Source organism: Planktotalea arctica, from assembly GCF_002105285.1.
GTDB lineage: Bacteria > Pseudomonadota > Alphaproteobacteria > Rhodobacterales > Rhodobacteraceae > Planktotalea > Planktotalea arctica.
Map to the genome: position 1 here is coordinate 531,425 of NZ_MUHR01000005.1, position 18,279 is coordinate 549,703.

The 18,279-nt window shown below is 59.2% G+C and carries 20 protein-coding genes and 1 tRNA gene; 10 read left to right on the forward strand and 11 right to left on the reverse strand.

Annotated elements, in window-relative coordinates:
- Positions 1 to 33: 33 nt before the first annotated feature.
- A complete protein-coding gene (locus B9P63_RS07170) occupies positions 34 to 435 on the reverse strand; it encodes a MerR family transcriptional regulator (RefSeq protein ID WP_085307914.1) in 402 nt (133 codons plus the stop codon).
- A gap of 243 nt (positions 436 to 678) precedes the next feature.
- Positions 679 to 1,047, reverse strand: a complete 369-nt coding sequence (locus B9P63_RS07175; protein WP_085307850.1) for a MerR family transcriptional regulator — start codon at positions 1,045 to 1,047, stop codon at positions 679 to 681.
- Between the two features lie 114 nt (positions 1,048 to 1,161).
- Between B9P63_RS07175 and B9P63_RS07180 the strand changes: the two genes are divergently transcribed.
- From B9P63_RS07180 to B9P63_RS07190, 3 genes are read left to right on the forward strand one after another with little or no spacing between them, the layout of a single operon-like run.
- A complete protein-coding gene (locus B9P63_RS07180; protein ID WP_085307851.1) occupies positions 1,162 to 1,584 on the forward strand; it encodes a PaaI family thioesterase in 423 nt (140 codons plus the stop codon).
- 1 nt (position 1,585) lies between these two features.
- Complete coding sequence (locus tag B9P63_RS07185) at positions 1,586 to 2,110, forward strand: PaaI family thioesterase (RefSeq protein ID WP_085307852.1); 525 nt, start codon at positions 1,586 to 1,588, stop codon at positions 2,108 to 2,110.
- Positions 2,107 to 3,423, forward strand: a complete 1,317-nt coding sequence (locus tag B9P63_RS07190) for an MATE family efflux transporter (protein ID WP_085307853.1) — start codon at positions 2,107 to 2,109, stop codon at positions 3,421 to 3,423. The genes B9P63_RS07185 and B9P63_RS07190 overlap by 4 nt, the downstream gene beginning before the upstream one ends.
- Here B9P63_RS07190 and B9P63_RS07195 read toward each other — a convergent pair.
- Together B9P63_RS07195 and B9P63_RS07200 are read right to left on the reverse strand one after the other, a co-directional pair.
- Positions 3,420 to 4,481 carry a quinone-dependent dihydroorotate dehydrogenase gene (locus B9P63_RS07195; RefSeq protein ID WP_085307854.1) on the reverse strand — a complete coding sequence of 354 codons (1,062 nt, stop codon included), beginning with the start codon at positions 4,479 to 4,481 and terminating at the stop codon, positions 3,420 to 3,422. The two genes, B9P63_RS07190 and B9P63_RS07195, sit on opposite strands and share 4 nt — an antisense overlap.
- Positions 4,482 to 4,820, reverse strand: coding sequence for a DUF952 domain-containing protein (locus B9P63_RS07200; protein ID WP_085307915.1), 339 nt, complete (start codon positions 4,818 to 4,820; stop codon positions 4,482 to 4,484). It lies immediately after the preceding gene.
- Between the two features lie 143 nt (positions 4,821 to 4,963).
- On the opposite strand from B9P63_RS07200, the gene B9P63_RS07205 reads away from it, so the two are divergent.
- Positions 4,964 to 6,523, forward strand: a complete 1,560-nt coding sequence (locus B9P63_RS07205) for a bifunctional metallophosphatase/5'-nucleotidase (protein WP_085307855.1) — start codon at positions 4,964 to 4,966, stop codon at positions 6,521 to 6,523.
- A gap of 110 nt (positions 6,524 to 6,633) precedes the next feature.
- On the opposite strand, the gene B9P63_RS07210 is transcribed toward B9P63_RS07205, so the two are convergent.
- Positions 6,634 to 7,173, reverse strand: a complete 540-nt coding sequence (locus tag B9P63_RS07210) for a flavodoxin family protein (RefSeq protein ID WP_085307856.1) — start codon at positions 7,171 to 7,173, stop codon at positions 6,634 to 6,636.
- Positions 7,174 to 7,289: 116 nt separating this feature from the next.
- On the opposite strand from B9P63_RS07210, the gene B9P63_RS07215 reads away from it, so the two are divergent.
- The gene (locus B9P63_RS07215) at positions 7,290 to 7,955 is read left to right on the forward strand and encodes an SOS response-associated peptidase (RefSeq protein ID WP_085307857.1); all 666 of its coding nucleotides are present in this window, start codon (positions 7,290 to 7,292) and stop codon (positions 7,953 to 7,955) included.
- Here the strand turns inward: B9P63_RS07215 and B9P63_RS07220 are convergent.
- Positions 7,945 to 8,277 (reverse strand): cupredoxin domain-containing protein, encoded by a 333-nt coding sequence (locus tag B9P63_RS07220; protein WP_139816218.1) that lies wholly within the window; start codon positions 8,275 to 8,277, stop codon positions 7,945 to 7,947. The genes B9P63_RS07215 and B9P63_RS07220 overlap by 11 nt on opposite strands.
- Before the next feature lie 199 nt (positions 8,278 to 8,476).
- Between B9P63_RS07220 and B9P63_RS07225 the strand changes: the two genes are divergently transcribed.
- From B9P63_RS07225 to B9P63_RS07240, 4 genes are all read left to right on the forward strand, one after another.
- Positions 8,477 to 8,550: transfer RNA gene (locus B9P63_RS07225), tRNA-Gly, on the forward strand.
- 119 nt (positions 8,551 to 8,669) lie between these two features.
- Positions 8,670 to 10,511 (forward strand): ABC transporter transmembrane domain-containing protein, encoded by a 1,842-nt coding sequence (locus tag B9P63_RS07230; protein WP_085307859.1) that lies wholly within the window; start codon positions 8,670 to 8,672, stop codon positions 10,509 to 10,511.
- A gap of 66 nt (positions 10,512 to 10,577) precedes the next feature.
- On the forward strand, positions 10,578 to 11,024 hold the full coding sequence (lysM, locus tag B9P63_RS07235) for a peptidoglycan-binding protein LysM (protein ID WP_085307860.1): 447 nt from the start codon (positions 10,578 to 10,580) through the stop codon (positions 11,022 to 11,024).
- Positions 11,025 to 11,195: 171 nt separating this feature from the next.
- Entirely contained in the window at positions 11,196 to 13,076 is a 1,881-nt protein-coding gene (locus B9P63_RS07240) for an acyl-CoA synthetase (RefSeq protein ID WP_085307861.1), read from the forward strand.
- Positions 13,077 to 13,152: 76 nt separating this feature from the next.
- Here B9P63_RS07240 and B9P63_RS07245 read toward each other — a convergent pair whose 3' ends face one another.
- The 5 genes from B9P63_RS07245 to B9P63_RS07265 form a co-directional block, all read right to left on the reverse strand.
- Entirely contained in the window at positions 13,153 to 14,385 is a 1,233-nt protein-coding gene (locus tag B9P63_RS07245) for a mandelate racemase/muconate lactonizing enzyme family protein (RefSeq protein WP_085307862.1), read from the reverse strand.
- The gene (locus B9P63_RS07250) at positions 14,382 to 15,467 is read right to left on the reverse strand and encodes a zinc-binding dehydrogenase (protein ID WP_085307863.1); all 1,086 of its coding nucleotides are present in this window, start codon (positions 15,465 to 15,467) and stop codon (positions 14,382 to 14,384) included. Before B9P63_RS07250 ends, B9P63_RS07245 begins: the two co-directional genes overlap by 4 nt.
- A gap of 79 nt (positions 15,468 to 15,546) precedes the next feature.
- Complete coding sequence (locus B9P63_RS07255; protein ID WP_085307864.1) at positions 15,547 to 16,758, reverse strand: TCR/Tet family MFS transporter; 1,212 nt, start codon at positions 16,756 to 16,758, stop codon at positions 15,547 to 15,549.
- Positions 16,759 to 16,888: 130 nt separating this feature from the next.
- Positions 16,889 to 17,209 carry an ArsR/SmtB family transcription factor gene (locus tag B9P63_RS07260; RefSeq protein WP_085307865.1) on the reverse strand — a complete coding sequence of 107 codons (321 nt, stop codon included), beginning with the start codon at positions 17,207 to 17,209 and terminating at the stop codon, positions 16,889 to 16,891.
- A gap of 83 nt (positions 17,210 to 17,292) precedes the next feature.
- Positions 17,293 to 17,658 carry a SpoIIAA family protein gene (locus tag B9P63_RS07265; protein WP_085307916.1) on the reverse strand — a complete coding sequence of 122 codons (366 nt, stop codon included), beginning with the start codon at positions 17,656 to 17,658 and terminating at the stop codon, positions 17,293 to 17,295.
- Positions 17,659 to 17,761: 103 nt separating this feature from the next.
- Between B9P63_RS07265 and B9P63_RS07270 the strand changes: the two genes are divergently transcribed.
- Positions 17,762 to 18,193: a DUF1801 domain-containing protein gene (locus B9P63_RS07270; RefSeq protein ID WP_085307866.1), complete on the forward strand. Its 432-nt coding sequence runs from the start codon at positions 17,762 to 17,764 to the stop codon at positions 18,191 to 18,193.
- Positions 18,194 to 18,279: the final 86 nt, after the last annotated feature.

Sequence of the window (18,279 nt, forward strand, 5' to 3'; positions counted from 1 at the left end):
CCGATGAGACCTGAGAGGGTCGAAGAGGCGACGCTACTCTGCCGCCTTCTTTGTCTGGTTCATGGAGACGACGATCTTCTCGCCCCATTTGATTTGTTCGCGCAGATCAGCGATCGCGCTTTCCATCTCGTCACGCTGGCTCTCCAGATCGCGGAGGCGATCATGGGCGATTTCAAGCGTGCGGTTCATCTGCGTCTGCTGCTGATCCCCCACATGATAGAGGTCAAGAAGCTGGCGGATTTCTTCCAGACTGAACCCAAAACGCTTGCCGCGCAGGATCAGCTTGAGCCGCGCACGATCGCGCTTGGTAAACAGGCGCTTCTGTCCGTCCCGTTTGGGAAACAGCAACTCCTTGGATTCGTAAAAGCGAAGCGTGCGGGGCGTCACATCGAAAGCATCGCACATTTCCCGGATGGTCATATATGTCTCTTGCATTTGTATCGTCTCTCGCTCGTTCAGATGTGCAGTGATGCTCATCTGGGGCGACTTCCCTTTGGTTACAACGGTTTTTAAGGTTTACGTAAGTTGTACGTTACGTCAAACACAGGGTGACGTAACTTCCGCAAAGGTAATGCGGATGTTTGCGCAATCATTTAACGGAGAGAAATGGAGTAGGGCGGCAAAAAATCGACCAAAGCTTCAACGAAAATCGCTTTGAAGGCCGATTCTATCGCGTCTCTAACTCATCTTCTTGAGTGTTTCGCTGCGCAGCGCGCGCAGCTCTTTTATCGCGCCGTCCAACTGTTTGGCCTGATCTTCAAGCTCGATCAACTGACGATCCGCCATCTCCACAAAGGCGATCCTTTGCGCCTGCGTGCCCTCGTTCTCGTAGATTTTCAGCCACTGGCGAATTTCTTCAAGCTTGATGCCGAATTTACGTCCTCGCAGGATCAATGTCATGCGCGCACATTCGCGCGGGCTGTAAAAACGCGAACGTCCGTCGCGCTCGGGCTGCAAAAGCTCGATATACTCGTAATAGCGAAGCGTGCGCGGAGTGACGTCGAAACGCGCGCACATCTCTTTGAAACTTAGCTTTTTTTCGGACATGGTCTTGCTCCCCTGCGCGGAACGTAGGCTCCTCTTGGGGGAAGGGCAACCGCTGCTCTTGCCCCTGCCTGCAAATGGCGCTCATAAAGGGTGCAGAGCAGCAAGGAGCCCCCTATGACCGAGCGCAAAGCACAGATCGCAGCGCAGTTCATCCAAGCGATCCCCCACGCCGGTGCGCTGGGTATGGAACTGACGCAGATCGGCGATGGTCATGCGGAGATTTGCATGCCCTATAATCCGCAATTGGTTGGCGATCCCAAGACCGGCGTGATTCATGGCGGCGCTGTCTCTGCGCTTATGGACACCTGCTGCGGTGCGGCGGTGATGAGCCATCCGGATGCCCCCGCAGGCACCGCCACCATTGACCTGCGCATCGATTACATGCGCCCCGCGACCCCCGGCCAAAGCATTCGCACAGAAGCGCATTGCTATCACATCACGCGCTCTGTCGCCTTCGTGCGCGCCACCGCCTTTGACGAAGACGCCGAAAATCCCGTCGCGACCGCGACCGGCGCATTCACCGTAGAGGGCCGCTAATATGGCGCGTAGAACCCCCGAACCGATGCAGGACGTCAAAATGCGCCGCGACGCCGCGCTGCGTGCGCTAGTGGGCGGCGTGCCCTATATCCAGTTTCTCGGCATCAGCTTTGATCGGCGCGGCGACGAGCTTACGGCGCTTTTGCCCTTCGATCAAAAGCTGATCGGCAATCCCTTCCTGCCCGCGATTCACGGCGGCGTCACAGCAGCTTTTCTGGAGGTCACGGCGATCATCGAGCTAAGCTGGTCGCTGCTTTGGGAGGATATCGAGAGTGGCGAAATCAGTCTTGAGGACCTACAGGCAGGCACATTGCCGCGCCTGCCCAAGACCATCGATTTCACTGTGGATTACATGCGCTCGGGCCTGCCGCGCGACGCTTATGCGCGTGCGCGCGTCACGCGCTCCGGGCGGCGCTATGCCTCTGTTCAGGTCGAGGCATGGCAGGACAATCATGATCGCCCCTTCGCCCATGGCGCGGCGCATTTCTTGATGCCCCGCAAGCCCGAACCCGGCGAGGCTAAGTGAGCACGCCGCTCCCGCTGACACATAAACGCGTCCTCACGGTCGCGCTTCCTGTCGTTCTGTCTAACGCCACCGTGCCGATCCTTGGCGCTGTGGATACGGGCGTGGTTGGCCAAATGGGCCTTGCCGCGCCCATCGGCGCCGTCGGCATTGGCGCGATCGCGCTGACCGCGATCTATTGGATTTTCGGCTTTCTACGCATGGGCACCGCAGGTCTGACGGCGCAGGCGAGCGGGGCAGGGCGCAGCGGTGAAGTCTCGGCTTTGCTCTCGCGCGGGATGATAATCGGCCTTGGTGCCGGCCTCGTCATCATGGCGCTGCAAGTGCCGCTGGTCTGGCTCGCGCTGCAAACTGCCCCTGCAAGCTCCGAGGTGGAAAGCCTCGCGCAGACCTACATGAGCATCCGCATCTACGGTGCGCCCGCTGCCATCGGTATTTATGCCGTCACCGGCTGGCTGATCGGGCTGGAGCGCACGCGTGCGGTGCTGCTGATCCAGCTTTGGATGAACGGACTCAATATCGTGCTTGATCTGTGGTTTGTGCTTGGCCTTGGCTGGGGCGTGGAGGGCGTGGCGATTGCTACCCTTATTGCCGAATGGAGCGGCCTCGCGCTGGGCCTGTGGCTGTGCCGCGACGCTCTGAACACGCCTGCGTGGAAGGACTGGCCCCGTGTGTTCGAGCGCGCCCAGATGATCCTCTTTGCGCGCGTGAACCGCGATATCCTTTTGCGCTCCGTGATGCTGCAAGGCATCTTCCTGTCTTTTGTCTTCCTCGGGGCGCGCTTTAGCGATGTGACCTTGGCGGCAAACCACGTCCTTTTGCAATTCCTAGAAATTACCGCCTATTCCATGGACGGTTTCGCCATCGCGGCCGAGACGCTCGTGGGTCAATCCATGGGCGCGCGATCTGCCGCCCGCGTGCGCCGCGCCGCGCTGATGACCAGCTTTTGGGGCTTGATCACTGTACTGTTCACGGCTGGCATATTCGCGCTCTTTGGCCCTGCGATCATCGATTTGATGACCACCGCGCCGGACGTGCGTGCCGAGGCCCGCGTTTACCTGCCCTACATGATCGCCGCGCCGCTGGTGGGCTGCGCCGCATGGATGCTTGATGGCATCTTCATCGGCGCGACCCGCAGCGCGGATATGCGCAACATGATGTTCGTCTCCGCGCTGATCTATATCGCAGCGGTCGTGGTCCTAATGCCGCTGATCGGCAACCACGGCCTTTGGGTTGCTTTGCTCATCTCCTTCATCGCGCGCGGAATCACGCTGGGCTGGAAGTACCCCGCGCTGGAGCGCGCTGCAGCGGCTTAGAGCCATTGGCTTCGCTTGGAGCCGACGGCCTCTGCGACACTGGCAAAACCGTCTGCTTCCAATAGATCGTCCAAACCGAGAAGGATGTCCTGCGCCAAAGAAAGACCGCCATAAACCAGTGCCGTGTAGAGCTGCACCGCTGATGCGCCCGCGCAAATTTTTGCGTAGGCTTGCTCTGCAGTGCTGATCCCGCCAACGCCGATCAGGGGAAGTTTGCCTGCTGTCAGGTCGGATAGCTGCGCCAAGACACGGGTAGATCGCTCGAACAATGGCGCGCCAGACAGGCCGCCCATCTCGCCCTTGTGCTTGCTTTGCAGACCCTCGCGCGACAGGGTCGTGTTGGTTGCGATCACCGCATGCAGTCCGCTCTCTATCGCGACTTCTGCAATCTCGGCGATTTCATCGCTGCTTAGATCAGGCGCGATTTTCAAGAACACAGGGATGGGCCTGGCAAGCTCTGCCCGCGCTTGCATGACGCCTTCCAAAAGCGCGCTCAGCGCGGCTTTGCCTTGCAGGTCGCGCAATTTTTCCGTGTTGGGCGAGCTGACATTGACGGTTGCGAAATCCACATGGGCCCCGCAATGGCGCAGCACTTGCGCAAAATCATCAGCGCGGTCTGCACTGTCTTTGTTCGCGCCAAGGTTCAGGCCAAGCACCATGCCCTCACGCCGCTTTGCAAGGCGCGCTCCTATCACTTCCATGCCTTGATTGTTGAACCCAAAGCGATTGATCGCGGCTTTATCCTCGGTCAAACGGAACAGACGGGGTTTTGCGTTGCCCTCTTGGGCGCGTGGGGTCGCTGCGCCGACTTCGATAAACCCAAAGCCGGATTTACTAAGTCCTGTCAGCGCTTCTGCGTTTTTGTCAAATCCAGCGGCAAGGCCCAGAGGGTTGGGCAAATCCAGACCTGCGAGCGTGGTGCGCAGACGTGGGGACGTGACCATGCCCGGTGTATTCGCCGCGCCCAGTTGCAGCGCTTTCAATGCCAGCCCGTGCGCCGTTTCGGGGTCGATATTGCGCAGCGCTTTCAGGCCGATCTGCTCGACAAAACGCTTCATCTACTCCAGCCCGGCTGGAAACTGATGCCGCCCGTCCACCAACGGCAAGGGCTGCGCCCATTCCACATCGGCCAGCGCCAGATCGCGGTAAAGATGCGGAAACTCTGCCCCGCCGCGCGACACTTCCCATTTCAGCGCCTCGCCCATTGCCTCTGCGTCGCAGCCCAGCAGGAACAACCCGTCCATGCCCGCGAAATGCTTGTCAGCGGTTTCCTGCGCCTGCGCGGCGGTCGAGAAATGCACATAGCCGTCCGTCAGATCGATCGGCGCGCCTTTAGTGGATTTTTCTTTGCGAAGCTGCGCCCATTCTTCGGCGCGAAAGATTTTGTATATTTTCATGCAGCGTGTGATGCCCGCTTGGCCAGATCGGGTCAAGGCAAGAGCGCCGCTGATAAGCCGCTTGTCGAACAGAGTCCTTTGACTCGCCGCGCACAACAGGCCACGATCCGACTCAGCGTTCAACTCCACAGGGGAATTTCCAAATGCTCACCCGTTTATTGACAGGGGCTGCCAGCCTCGCACTCTGCGCAGGCATCGCTCAGGCAGACTATTCGTTGACGATTCTGCACACCAACGATTTCCATGCGCGCTTCGAGCCGATCAGCAAATATGACAGTGGCTGCGGCGAAGAAGATAACGCCGAAGGCAAGTGCTTTGGCGGCTCTGCCCGCCTTGTCACCGCGCTGGCCGAGGCGCGTGCGCGCTCGAACAATTCCATCCTCGTTGATGGTGGCGATCAATTCCAAGGCACGCTGTTCTATACTTATTACAAGGGCAAACTTGCGGCCGAAATGATGAACAAGATGGGCTATGATGCGATGACCGTGGGCAACCATGAATTCGACGATGGCCCCGAAGTGCTGCGCGGCTTCATGGATGCAGTCAACTTTCCTGTCCTGATGTCCAACGCCGATGTGAGCCGCGAAGAACTGCTGGCCGATACCCTTATGAAATCCACAATTATCGAGCGTGGTGGTGAAAAATTGGGACTCATCGGGCTTACACCGCATGATACTCATGAACTGGCCAGCCCCGGCCCCAACATCACCTTTAGTGATCCGGTCGCGGCGGTGCAGGGCGAAGTCGACAAGCTGACTGAAATGGGCGTGAACAAGATCATCGTTCTGTCCCACTCGGGCTTTGCGGTAGACAAGAAGGTTGCGGCGCAAACCACGGGCGTAGATGTGATCGTGGGTGGTCACTCCAATACGCTTTTGTCCAACACTCAAGAGCGCGCTGTGGATGTTTACCCTGTTATGGTGGGCAATACCGCGATCGTGCAAGCCTACGCCTATGGCAAATTTCTGGGCGAGCTGAATGTCTCTTTCAACGACGCGGGCGAAATCACGCAAGCGGTCGGCGAGCCGATCATCATGGATGGCGCAGTGGCCGAGGATAGCGACACCAAAGCGCGCATCACCGAAGCGGCTGCCCCGCTCGAGGAAATCCGCAACAAGGTGGTGGCCAATGCTGCCTCCGCGATCGAGGGCGACCGCGCAGTCTGCCGCGTCATGGAGTGCCCCATGGGCAATCTCGTGGCCGATGCGATGCTTGCGCGCGTCAAGGATCAAGGCGTTGAAGTGGCGATTGCCAACTCTGGCGGCCTGCGCGCCTCCATTGATGGCGGCGATGTGACTATGGGCGAAGTGCTCACGGTGCTGCCTTTCCAGAACACGCTTTCCACCTTCCGCGTCTCTGGCGAGGTTCTTGTGGCAGCCCTTGAGAACGGTGTGAGCCAGATCGAAGAAGTCAAAGGCCGCTTTCCGCAAGTTGCCGGTATCAGCTTCACCGTTGATCCTGCGGCCGAGGTTGGCGCACGTGTGTCAAACGTCATGGTCGGCGGTGCACCGATTGATCCTGCCAAGGTCTATGGCGTTGTGTCCAACAATTACGTGCGCAATGGCGGCGATGGCTACAAGATGTTCCGCGATGCTTCGGATGCCTATGATTTCGGCCCCGACCTCGCGGATGTGACGGCGGAATATCTCGCCGAGCAAGGCCCCTATACGCCCTACACAGACGGCCGCATCACGGTGAAGTAAATCACGGTGAAATTAAAGACTGCGGGCGCGGTTCCAAAACCGCGCCCTCCCTTCCTTTTTCCAAAAATATCGCGGGGGAGTCTGCGTATGCAGACGGGGGCAGGCCCCCTCTAACCTTGCTCCCAGCGCTCCATCGCCCGCTTCATGCGCGCTCCGTAACGCCGCGCCGTCTCAATATCCCCTGAGCTGAGCAACTCGCCCTCGATCGCCGACATCGTCCCCGTGACCCCGACCCAGGAGCCGTCTGCGTTGATCCCCTCATTACCCTCCACCACAGGCGGGCCGGTCTCGGCTGCGCCGATCCAGACCATGCCCATTTGTGCCGCGAAAACGAACAGGCAGGTGAGCGCGTTCAACTTGTCTCCCGCCGGGTGCATTGCGGTGGAAAAGCCGCCCGCCAGCTTGTCACGCCATTGTCCCGTGTCCCAGCGCGCGGAAGCCTGCTCGATGAACGCGACGAAAGGCGCAGGCAGGCCACCCATGTATGTGGGTGCGCCCATGACGATGGCGCTGGCACTGTCCAGAGTCGCCCAATCTGCTGCGCTCAGATCTGTGGCATCGAGCAAGATACCCTCGCCGCCGAGGGCAATCGCTTGTGCCAAAGCGCGTGTGTGTCCGGTGGGCGAGAAATAGACGATGCAAAGTGTCATGAGGGCGGCCTTTAGTTTGGATCGGCGCAACCATATTCTTTTGCGAAGAATATGGTATCCGATTTTTCTCGAAAAATCGCTGCCCCGCGGCAAGCCTCTGCGCTATACCTGCGTGCATGTGTGGACGCCTTGCCGTAACCCTTCCCGATGATGCTATGGCGCAGCTTTTTGATGCGCAGCCGGGCAATGATCTGCCCGAAGTGCCCAACCATAACGTCTGCCCCACGACGCGAGTTCATGTGATCTGGAACCAGGGCGCAAACCGCCGCCTTGGCGCGATGCGCTGGGGCTTTATCCCGTATTGGTACAAGGCGGCCAATGATGGCCCACTCTTGATCAATGCACGCGCAGAGACGATCGCCGACAAACCCGCATTCAAGGCGGCTTGCAGGACGCGGCGCTGCTTGATCCCTGCATCGGGGTTTTATGAGTGGACCAAAGACGCCGAGGGCGGACGCGATCCGTGGTACATCCATGCGCGGGATCAAAGCACTCTGGCGTTCGCGGGCATTTGGCAAGACTGGACCCTTGCAGGCGAGACGACGCGCAGCTGCGCCATCGTCACCACTGGTGCAAACGCGGCAATTTCGCAAATCCATCACCGCATGCCTGTGATCATTGCGCCGCAAGACTGGGCGCTCTGGCTGGGCGAGCAAGGCAAAGGCGCCGCCACGCTGATGCGGGCTGCGCCGGAGCAGGCTTTGGGTTTTTACCGCGTCGATCGCACGGTAAATTCAAACCGCGCAACGGGCGCAGATCTGATCAAACCGCTTAGTTGTTGATTGGCGCCGGATCAAAGGACAGAGCGCCGGATTTCTCGGGATCGGTGGCATATGCAAACGCGAGCCCTGTCGCAGCCGTTACAGTAAGCGTATAGGTTGCGTTGACGTTCAATTGACCGGTCTGCCAGCTCTCGTCGCCCGCTTCCGCCTCGACGGTGCTATCCGTAAGATTCGTGAACGTCACGACATCGCCAGCGGCGAGGTAAGTCACGGCGGGAAAGAAGCCGCCCTCGACGAACAGAATTTCGTGCTCTGCCGCAGAGGCGGAGGTTGCAAGGCTTGCTGCAAAGGCTGCAAGAGAGAAGATCACAGGTTTGAACATAAAAGGCTCCATCTACGCAGATCAGTCGCGCGTTCTGAAAATCTGTTTATTTTCCGCAAAGGGCGAAAATGCGGCAAAAATGAGCAAGTCGCGCGGCATTGCATCCAAACCTGCGATGCTCTGCTCATATCTGCGCGCATTCTTAAGCAACTGCGTCTTGACGCGTCTTTGGGGCTGATTTATGTCAGCCTTTGACAGAGCGGGCGTTGTGTAATGGTAAGACCCTTGCCTTCCAAGCAAGAGACACGGGTTCGATTCCCGTCGCCCGCTCCAGATTTCACCAGCCGCAGGCATCAATATCGACAAGCCGCCCTCCATGCGCGCGCTTGTGCCGCGCTTGACCCTGCGCGCGCGCTCCCTTTAATGCGCGCAATTGCGCGTAAGGAAATTCTATGGCCTCTGATACCACTGCTCCCACCCGCCAAACCGCCACGACAGCTGGCGAAACGGCCCCGAAGATCGGCGAAGCAGAGCGTGCGAAGTCCAAGGAGATCGGCACGCTGCGCCGCCTCTGGCCCTTCCTTGCGCCCTATAAAATGTTGGTGGTGCTGGCGGGCTGCGCGCTGACTTTGACCGCTTGTGTGTCGCTGATCCTGCCATTGGCCGTGCGCCGCGTGGTAGACAACTTCGAGACCGCCGAAGGTGCCTTGCTTGATCAATATTTTGCCGCTGCTCTGGGCATTGCTGCTTTGCTGGCTGTGGGGACTGCGCTGCGCTACGCACTGGTGACGCGCCTTGGCGAGCGCGTGGTGACGGATATTCGCAAAGCGGTGTTCGACCGCGTGATTTCGCTTAGTCCCGCCTTTTACGAAAACATCATGACCGGCGAAGTGCTGAGCCGCATCACCACGGACACCACGCTGATCCTTTCTGTCATCGGCTCTTCGATTTCGATCGCGCTGCGCAACGTGTTGATTTTCCTCGGAGGGCTGACCTTGATGCTGTTCACGTCGGCCAAGTTGACCGGTCTTGTGCTGCTTCTGGTGCCCGCGGTGATCGTACCTATCCTAGTGCTCGGGCGGCGCTTGCGCGTGCTGAGCCGCGAAAATCAGGACTGGATTGCGGCCTCCTCGGGCAATGCGTCAGAAACGCTTGGCTCCGTGCAGACGGTGCAGGCCTTCACCCACGAGGTGCAAAGCCAGATCGCTTTCGCCGATTTCACCGAAAAGAGCTTTGATGCCGCGCGCCGCCGCATCACTGTGCGCGCGTTCTTGACGATGATCGTTATTTTCCTCGTGTTTTCGGGTGTCGTCGGCGTGCTTTGGGTTGGTGCCCACGATGTACGCGCAGGCCTGATGAGCACGGGCGCGCTGGTGCAATTCGTGATCTATGCGGTCATGGTTGCAGGCGCGGTTGCGGCCCTTTCGGAAATCTGGAGCGAGCTGCAACGCGCCGCCGGTGCCACCGAGCGTCTGGTCGAACTGCTCGATTCCGAAGACACGGTGAACGATCCCGCAGCGCCTGTTGCGCTCGCCAGTCCTGTGCGCGGCGAAATCGCCTTTGAACATGTGTTCTTCCGCTACCCCTCGCGTCCGGACACTCCCGCGCTTGAGGACGTGAACCTGAATATCAAAGCGGGTGAAACCGTCGCCTTCGTCGGCCCGTCCGGTGCGGGCAAAACCACCATTATCCAGATGATCCAGCGTTTTTATGATCCCAAGTCCGGCGTGATCCGCCTTGATGGTGTGCCGCTTCCCGAAATGAGCCGCGATGCGTTTCGCCGTTACATCTCGTTGGTGCCGCAAGACCCTGTGATCTTTGCGGCCTCCGCGCGCGAGAACATTCGCTTTGGCCGTCCCGGTGCGAGCGACGGCGATGTCGAAGCGGCTGCCAAGGCCGCTGCCGCGCATGATTTTATCACTGCGTTGCCCGAGGGCTATGACAGCTATGTGGGCGAGCGCGGCGTGATGCTTTCGGGCGGGCAGAAGCAGCGCATCGCCATCGCCCGTGCGATCCTGCGCGATGCGCCGGTGCTGCTGCTCGATGAGGCGACAAGTGCGCTGGATGCGGAAAGCGAACGCGCGGTGCAACTGGCCGTGGACGAGCTTTCGCAAGGGCGCACAACGCTGATCGTCGCGCATCGCCTAGCCACGGTGAAAAAGGCTGATCGCATTGTGGTGATGGAAGAGGGGCGCATCGTTGCCACTGGCACGCATGATGCTTTGGTCGCGCAGGACGGTCTTTATGCGCGCCTTGCGCGTTTGCAATTCACTGCAGGGTTTGAGGACGTCTGAATTCCCCCTTGCACCTTCAAAGGTGTCGCGCGACAGTCTACGCAGACATTCAAGGAGGATATTTAAATGGGTTTGTGGAGTTTTGCGAAAGACGCTGGCAAGAAACTGTTCGGTGGTGATGATGCCGAACCGTCCGTGGACGAGTTAAAGAAAGAAGTTGCAGAGTTGGGCCTTGAGGCCGAAGGTCTGGACATTAAGGTCGAGGGCGACAAAGTGCGCGTCGCAGGCGTTGGTGCGGTTAGCCCGTCGCTGCGCGAGAAAATCATTCTGGCCGTCGGCAATGTCACTGGTATCGGTTCTGTCGAGACGGACGACGCCGAGGATGCAGGCCCCGCGCCGGTGTTCCATACCGTTGAAAAGGGCGACACGCTCTGGGCTGTCGCAGAAAAGGCGATGGGCAATGGCGCGAAATACACCGCCATTTTCGAGGCGAACAAACCAATGCTGAGTCACCCGGACAAGATTTACCCCGGTCAGGTTCTGCGCATCCCGCAAGAGGGCGCGGAGGCCTAGGCGGACACCGTTTTGATCAGATGATTTTAAAAGGAGCGGGCTTTCCGCTCCTTTTTTCATTTCGCGCGCACAAAGACGCTTGGGAAACCTTGCGTTTGATCTGGCCCGCCCTCATCTTGGAGCAAACGCGCGATCAATCGGCGTGAACTTTGGCTCAGGGGAGGAGTGGCCATGACATTCGCTACAGTCGCGGACAAGAATGAAATCGAAGGGCAAATGCCATGGGCGGATCGGGATATTCCCGCCACGCTTTATGGTGTGCTCAGCCGCACGACGGGCAAGTTTCCAAGCCGCAACGCGGTCAGCTATCAGCTGTTTTCCGGCCCCAAGGATAAAGCCGAAACGCTCAGCTGGCAGCAGCTACATGACAAGACCGTGCAGACGGCGAACCTGTTTCGCAAGCTGGGCGTGGGCGAAAAAGATGTCGTCGCCTATATCCTGCCCAACTGCAACGAGACGATGCTGACCTTTCTTGGCGGTGCGATTGCGGGGATCGTGAACCCGATCAACCCGCTGCTGGAACCCGAGCAGATCGCGTCGATTTTGCGTGAGACAGGCGCGAAAGTCGTGGTCACGCTCAAGGCGTTTCCAAAGACCGATGTCGCCCAGAAAACTGCCGAAGCGGTGCGCCATGCGCCCGGCGTCGATACGGTTCTCGAAGTGGATCTGCTTCGCTATCTCACGCCGCCCAAGTCCTGGATCGTGCCGCTGGTGCGCCCCAAGAACCCGACGGGCCATCACGCGGATGTGAAGGATTTCGTTATGGAAGTTGCCAAGCAAAACACCGCGCTTGATTTTGCTGATAGCGCGGGGGACCGCGTTGCTGCCTACTTTCACACGGGCGGCACCACGGGCATGCCCAAGGTTGCGCAGCACACCTACAATGGCATGATCTACAATGGCTGGCTTGGTCATGAGTTGAACTTTGACGAGACGGACAACATTATCTGCCCGCTGCCCCTGTTTCATGTTTTCGCCTGCCATGTGATCGTCATGGCCTCGCTTGCGAGCGGCGCGCATGTGGTCTTCCCGACGCCGCAGGGCTATCGCGGTGAGGGGGTGTTCGACAATTTTTGGAAATTGATCGAGCGCTGGCAAATCACCTTTATCATCACAGTGCCGACGGCGATTTCCGCGCTGATGCAGCGCCCGATCGATGCGGATGTCAGTTCTGTCAAGAATGCGTTCTCCGGCTCTGCGCCCCTGCCTTTGGAGTTGTTCAAACGCTTCGAAGCGGCGACGGGTGTGCAGATCGTCGAGGGATATGGCCTGACCGAAGCGACCTGCCTCGTGTCTTGCAATCCCGTGGAGGGCAACAAGAAAGTTGGCTCCATCGGGATCATGCTGCCCTATACGGATGTGAAAATTCTCAAAGGCTCGCCCGAGGGCCCTGTGGCCTGCGCCGTCGATGAAGTGGGCGAGATTTGCATTTCGAGCCCCGGCGTTATGGTTGGCGCGACCTACACGGAAGCAGAAAAAAACCGCGATCTGTTTCATGGCAAATACCTGCGTACGGGCGATCTAGGCCGCGTGGACGAGGACGAGTACCTCTGGATCACTGGGCGCGCCAAGGATCTGATCATTCGTGGCGGGCACAACATTGACCCTGCCGAGATCGAAGAGGCGCTATTGGGCCACGAGGCCGTCGCCTTTTCTGGTGCGATCGGCCAGCCGGATGCCCACGCGGGCGAAGTGCCTTGCGCCTTCGTCGAACTGGTTGAGGGCGCGTCGGTCACGGAAGCGGAATTGCTGGAATACTGCAAGGTTCACGTGCACGAACGCGCGGCGCAGCCCAAGCATATGACCATTCTGGATGAGTTGCCGAAAACGGCGGTGGGCAAGGTGTTCAAGCCCGATCTGCGCAAGCATGCGATCACGCGGGTCTATAACGCCGCGCTTGAAGAGGCGGGCCTCGATGCGCGGGTCGTTTCTGTCATTGACGACAAGAAGCGCGGTCTGGTGGCGCAGCTTTCAGCTGGCACTAAAGATGACGGTGCAGTGAACGGTGTGCTCGGCGATTTCATCCGGCCGTGGGAATGGGCTCAGAGCTAGGTCGAATTTTGAGAAAATTCGGGTTCCGGCCCCGAAGGGGGCCGGGAGTTTAAAGGGCAAGATGAAGCGAAGCGCGTCAGTCCTTCGGGGCTGGCGCACCGCCCTCGAAGTTGTTGCCATTCGCGTAGTCGCACGGCTCTTCTTGCATTTGCAAATGAAGCCCGTCGCCAGTGTAGGGATTGGCGCGTGCGAGGGCTTCATCCACGTCGATGCCAAGCCCTGGCGTGGTGGGCGGTGTGATAAACCCGTCCTCTACGCGGATTGATCCTTTGATCAGCGCATCGTGGAACGGGGTTTCGATAGTCTCTGCCATCAGGATATTGGGGATCGAGGTGGCAAGGTGAATGTTCGCGGCCCATTCGACAGGCCCTGCATATAAGTGAGGTGCCATTTGTGCGTTGAAGACTTCCGCGATGGCAGCGGTCTTCTTCATCTCCCAGATGCCGCCCGCACGGCCCAAGGCAGGTTGCAGGATTTCAGCAGCGCCCGCGCGTAGCACCGCGGCGAATTCCGACTTGGTCGTCATCCGCTCACCCGTCGAGATCGGGATGCGAACATTGCGTGCAACGCGGGCCATGTCCTCGATATGGTCTGGGGGCGTGGGTTCCTCGTACCAAAGGGGCGAGTAGGGTTCTAAAGCCTGCCCGAGACGGATCGCGCCTGCGGTGTTGAACTGGCCGTGCGTGCCGAACAGCAGGTCCGCCTTGTCGCCCACAGCCTCGCGAATGGCTTTGCAAAAGGAAACGGAGCGCGTGATATCGCTCATCGCAGGCATATGCCCGCCGCGCATCGTGTAGGGGCCAGCGGGGTCGAATTTGACTGCTGTGTAGCCGCGCGCAACCGCGTCTGCGGCGGATTCTGCGGCCATTTCGGGGCTTGTCCAGAAATCTGTCAGATCGTGATGGGGCAGGGGGTAGAGGTATGTGTAGGCGCGGATGCGCTCGTTCATCTTGCCGCCAAGCAGCGCATAGACAGGACGTTCGCGCGCTTTGCCGAGGATGTCCCAGCACGCGATTTCAAGGCCTGAAAACGCCCCCATGACCGTCAGATCGGGGCGCTGCGTGAAGCCGGATGAATAAGCGCGGCGAAACATCAATTCGATGTTCTCGGGATTCTCGCCCTGCATGTGCCGCTCGAACACGTCCTCAATGACGCTGCGCATCGCCTCTGGGCCAACAGTGGAGGCATAGCATTCGCCCCAGCCTGTGATGCCGTTGTCTGTCGTGACTTTGACGAGAATCCAGTAGCGCCCGCCCCAACCGGGGGCAGGGGGCGCGGTGATGATGATGTCTAGGTCTTGCAGTTTCATGAGAACATGATCACATTGCGTTTCGCAGAGCCGGACTTGGTATCTGCGATCGCTTCATTGATCTGATCGAGACGCCAGCGCCCGGAAATTAACTCGTCTAGTTGCAACCGTCCTTGTCCGTACATATCCACCATCCAAGGAATGTCGCGCTGGATCACCACATCGCCCATTTTTGAGCCTTTCATGCCTTGGCCAACTGCCGCCATCATGACCGGTTCATAAGTGGCCGTTGCGCCGGAATGGGGCATGCCGACCATGATCACCTGACCGCCATTGGCGAGATACTGGGGCGCCTGCTCATAAGCGGGGATCGCGCCGACGGTGACGATAACTGCGTCTGCGCCGCGCCCCATCGCGTGTTTTGCTGCGCGCCATGGTTTGTCCGAGGTCGCAAGTACGCCGTCGGTTGCGCCGAAACTTTTGGCAATCTCCAGCTTCTCTTCGCTCATGTCCACGGCAACGATACGGCGCGCGCCAGCAATGCGCGCACCTTGGATCGCATTCAGGCCAACGCCGCCAGCGCCGATAACAACAACGTCCTGACCCGCGCGCAAGCCTGCCGCATTGATGACTGCACCAACTCCTGTGATCACGCCGCATGCAAGAAGTGCCGCGGCGTCTTTGGGGATGTCGGGCGCGATTTTCACCACTTGCCGTTGATCCACCACGACCTTCTCCGCGAAGGCACCGCAAGCCATCGCCTGATGCAGCTTGCCGCCATCCGCGGTTTTCAACGGGCCTTGATCGCCGTCATAGGGCGTCTCGCAAAGCGTCGGGATGCCGCCCGCGCAGGAGGGGCAATTGCCGCACGCACGGATGAGCGTGACGACCACGCTATCCCCTTCGCTTAGTCCAACAACACCTGCGCCGACACCTGTGACAATACCCGCCGCCTCATGGCCGTAGACCGCCGGAAGCGAGCCGCCCCAGCCGCCGTCCATGAAGGTGATGTCGGAATGGCAGATCGCCACGGCGTCCAGCGTGACTTCGATCTCGCCCATGCCAGCGGCGCGCAGTTGCACGTCGTCGATTGAAAGGGGCGCACCAAATTCATGGCATACGGCAGCTTTTATTGTTGGCATATTTCTCTCCTAGCTTGGCGCTAGGGTTGACCAAGCCGCGCGCACTCACAAGTCGATTTACGACACTTACCGTCGAATTTTACGCCACGGAAGCACGTTTGCGCATCTGGAAGATCACGACCGAGACCACCATTAGCACCGATGCGATCAGGAAGGGTGCGCCGGGCGCATAGATCGGCGCACCTGCGGCGGTGAAATAGGCAAAGCTGCGCGTCATCACCAAGGGCGCCATTATTGCGGACAGCGAGTTGACAGAGGTCAATACGCCTTGCAATTCGCCCTGTGCGTCATCTGCGACGCGGCGTGACATAATGCCTTGAAGCGCGGGCATGCCCACCGCACCAAGCGCACTGATCGGGATCAGAATGAGCAACAGCGTACCGGATGTGACGAAGGCGATGACGAAGAGCATCACCGCCTCTAGGCCGAGGCCCAGAACAACGGTGCCGCGATGCCCGAAGCGCCGGATCGAGGGTTGCACCAGCAAGCCTTGCACCAATCCGAAGCTGATCCCGTAAATGGCGAGCGACAGGCCGATCATGCCGGGCGACCACGCAAAACGCTCCAGCGTGTAGAACGCCCAGATCGAGGGGTAGACGACATTGGCGATCTGGAAGAAAAAATAAACGACGAGCAGCGGGCCTAGGCCGGGAAAGCTGCCGATGGATTTGAATGCGCCGAACGGGTTTGCGCGTTTCCATTTGAACGCGCGGCGCGTGGCATCCGTGACGCTTTCGCGCAGCACGAACCAGCCGAGCGCAGCGTTGCTGATTGCTAGAACCGCTGCGGCCCAAAATGGCGCGCGCGTTCCGAATTCGGCCAAGATGCCGCCAATGACAGGTCCAAGCACGAAGCCGATGCCAAAGCCCGCACCAATTAGGCCAAAGTTTGCGGCCTTCTGATCGGGCTTGGACACATCGGCAATATAGGCGGCAGCGGTTGCATGGGTCGCGGCGGTGATCCCCCCGATGATCCGTCCGAGCAGCAAGAGCCAGATTGTGCCCGCAACGGCCATCAGAACATAGTTAACTGCCATGATGACGAGCGAAATCACCAGCACTGGTTTGCGGCCATGGCGATCACTCAACGAGCCGATGATCGGGCCGAACAGGAACTGCATCGCCGCGAAGGTCGTCGCCAGAATGCCGCCCCAGATTGCCGCATCGCCAAGGCTACCGCCATCCACTTCGCGCAGAAGATAGGGCATCACGGGCATGATAAGGCCAATGCCCATGGCATCGATGGCGACAGTGGCCACGATGAAAAATATCGGCAGGCGGGAGGGTTTCATGCGGATTGCCTAGCGTTGAAGAGCAGGGATATCAGGTGCAACACTCTTTGCTGAAAGGCCAGTGAATTTGACGCAAGCCTTTCTTCAGCGGCGATCAGGCTTGGCGCGAAGTCTTGCGGTGGCATAGTTCTCATGGCGCTTTTATCTGGCGTTTGTGCGTTGCAGGTTCTCTGCAACACAGCTGCGTCAGAAGCGCGGCGATATCGCCGAGCGTGCTCAGGTTTGGCGTGATGATGGTTTTGCGCCCATGGCTTTCGCGTGTGATCACCTGCCCTTGCTCCATCTCGCGCAAGTGATGGGCTAATGTTGAAGGTGCGATTTGTGTTCTTGCTGCCAACTCACCTGCGCTTAGCCCGTCTTGAGCGCGCTGCAGCAGGGCGCGCAGGATATCGACGCGCAGAGGGTGGGCGAGGGCGGAAAAGACTGCGCTGATCTGGGAGGATTCAATCACTCAATTAAACTAGTTTGATAGTTTAGTATAGGCAAGCAAAACCTGCACCGCGCGGCTTTGGGCGTGCGCGGTGCGTGAATTATTCAGACGTCCAGCCATGCCTCTGCTGCCGTGCGCTCGTCTAGATCAAAGCTCTTGATTGCAAGCCCTGGCAAAAGCGCGCCCTCGATTTCGGCGACGGTGCGCAGCCAGCTATGATCGCTGAGAACGGCGCATCTGTCGTATTTTCCAAGCAGTCCGAAGAGCTTGCCAAGGCGGGACAATTCGACCCCGACTGCGCCCATCGTCGGCATGTCCAGATCGGTTATGGTGAACAGCATTGTGCCGCCCTTCACGCCTTCGGATTCGCGAAACAATGTGTCGAGACCTGCAAGCATGATATTCGCATCGATGCCGCCATTGATATCGATCTCGATACGGGTTGGTTTGGTCTTGGTGACGGTGAACATTTTGCGCTCTCCTGTTTGGCTGTGATGGATCATACCGCAGCGCGCGCTTGGCTGCGTTGACGTGCATCAAGTAAAAATCGCATGCTCAAGGAAAGGAAAAACAATGGTCAAATGCTTTGCTCCTCCAGACATGCCAGCTGCAGTGCAAGCGGTGTTCGCCAGCTATCCACCCCTCGCGCAAGCCAGGCTGCATGCGCTACGCCGGGTCGTGTTTGAAGAGGCTGCGCGCCTAGATGTGGGTGCGCTTGAAGAGACATTGAAGTGGGGGGAGCCGGCGTATCTGACAGCGAGCAGTAAAGCGGGCAGCACGATCCGCATGGCGTGGAAAGAGAAACATCCGAACTCTTGCAGCCTGTTTTTCAACTGCCAGAGTGATTTGGTCTTACGGATGAGCGAGGCCTTCCCGAGCGAGTTTCAATACACAGGTAATCGGGCCGTGACGATGCCCTTGCACGGGGATTTACCCGATTTCGCAGCGCGCGCGATTGTCTCTATGGCGCTGACCTATCACCGCGACCGCGCGGCCAAGCGCTGACGAAAAAGGCCCCGCGCGCATCTGCGCAGCGAGGCCTTTCCAATGGCGTTTCATCAAGCCTAGACGGCTTTCTTCAAAGCTTCGCC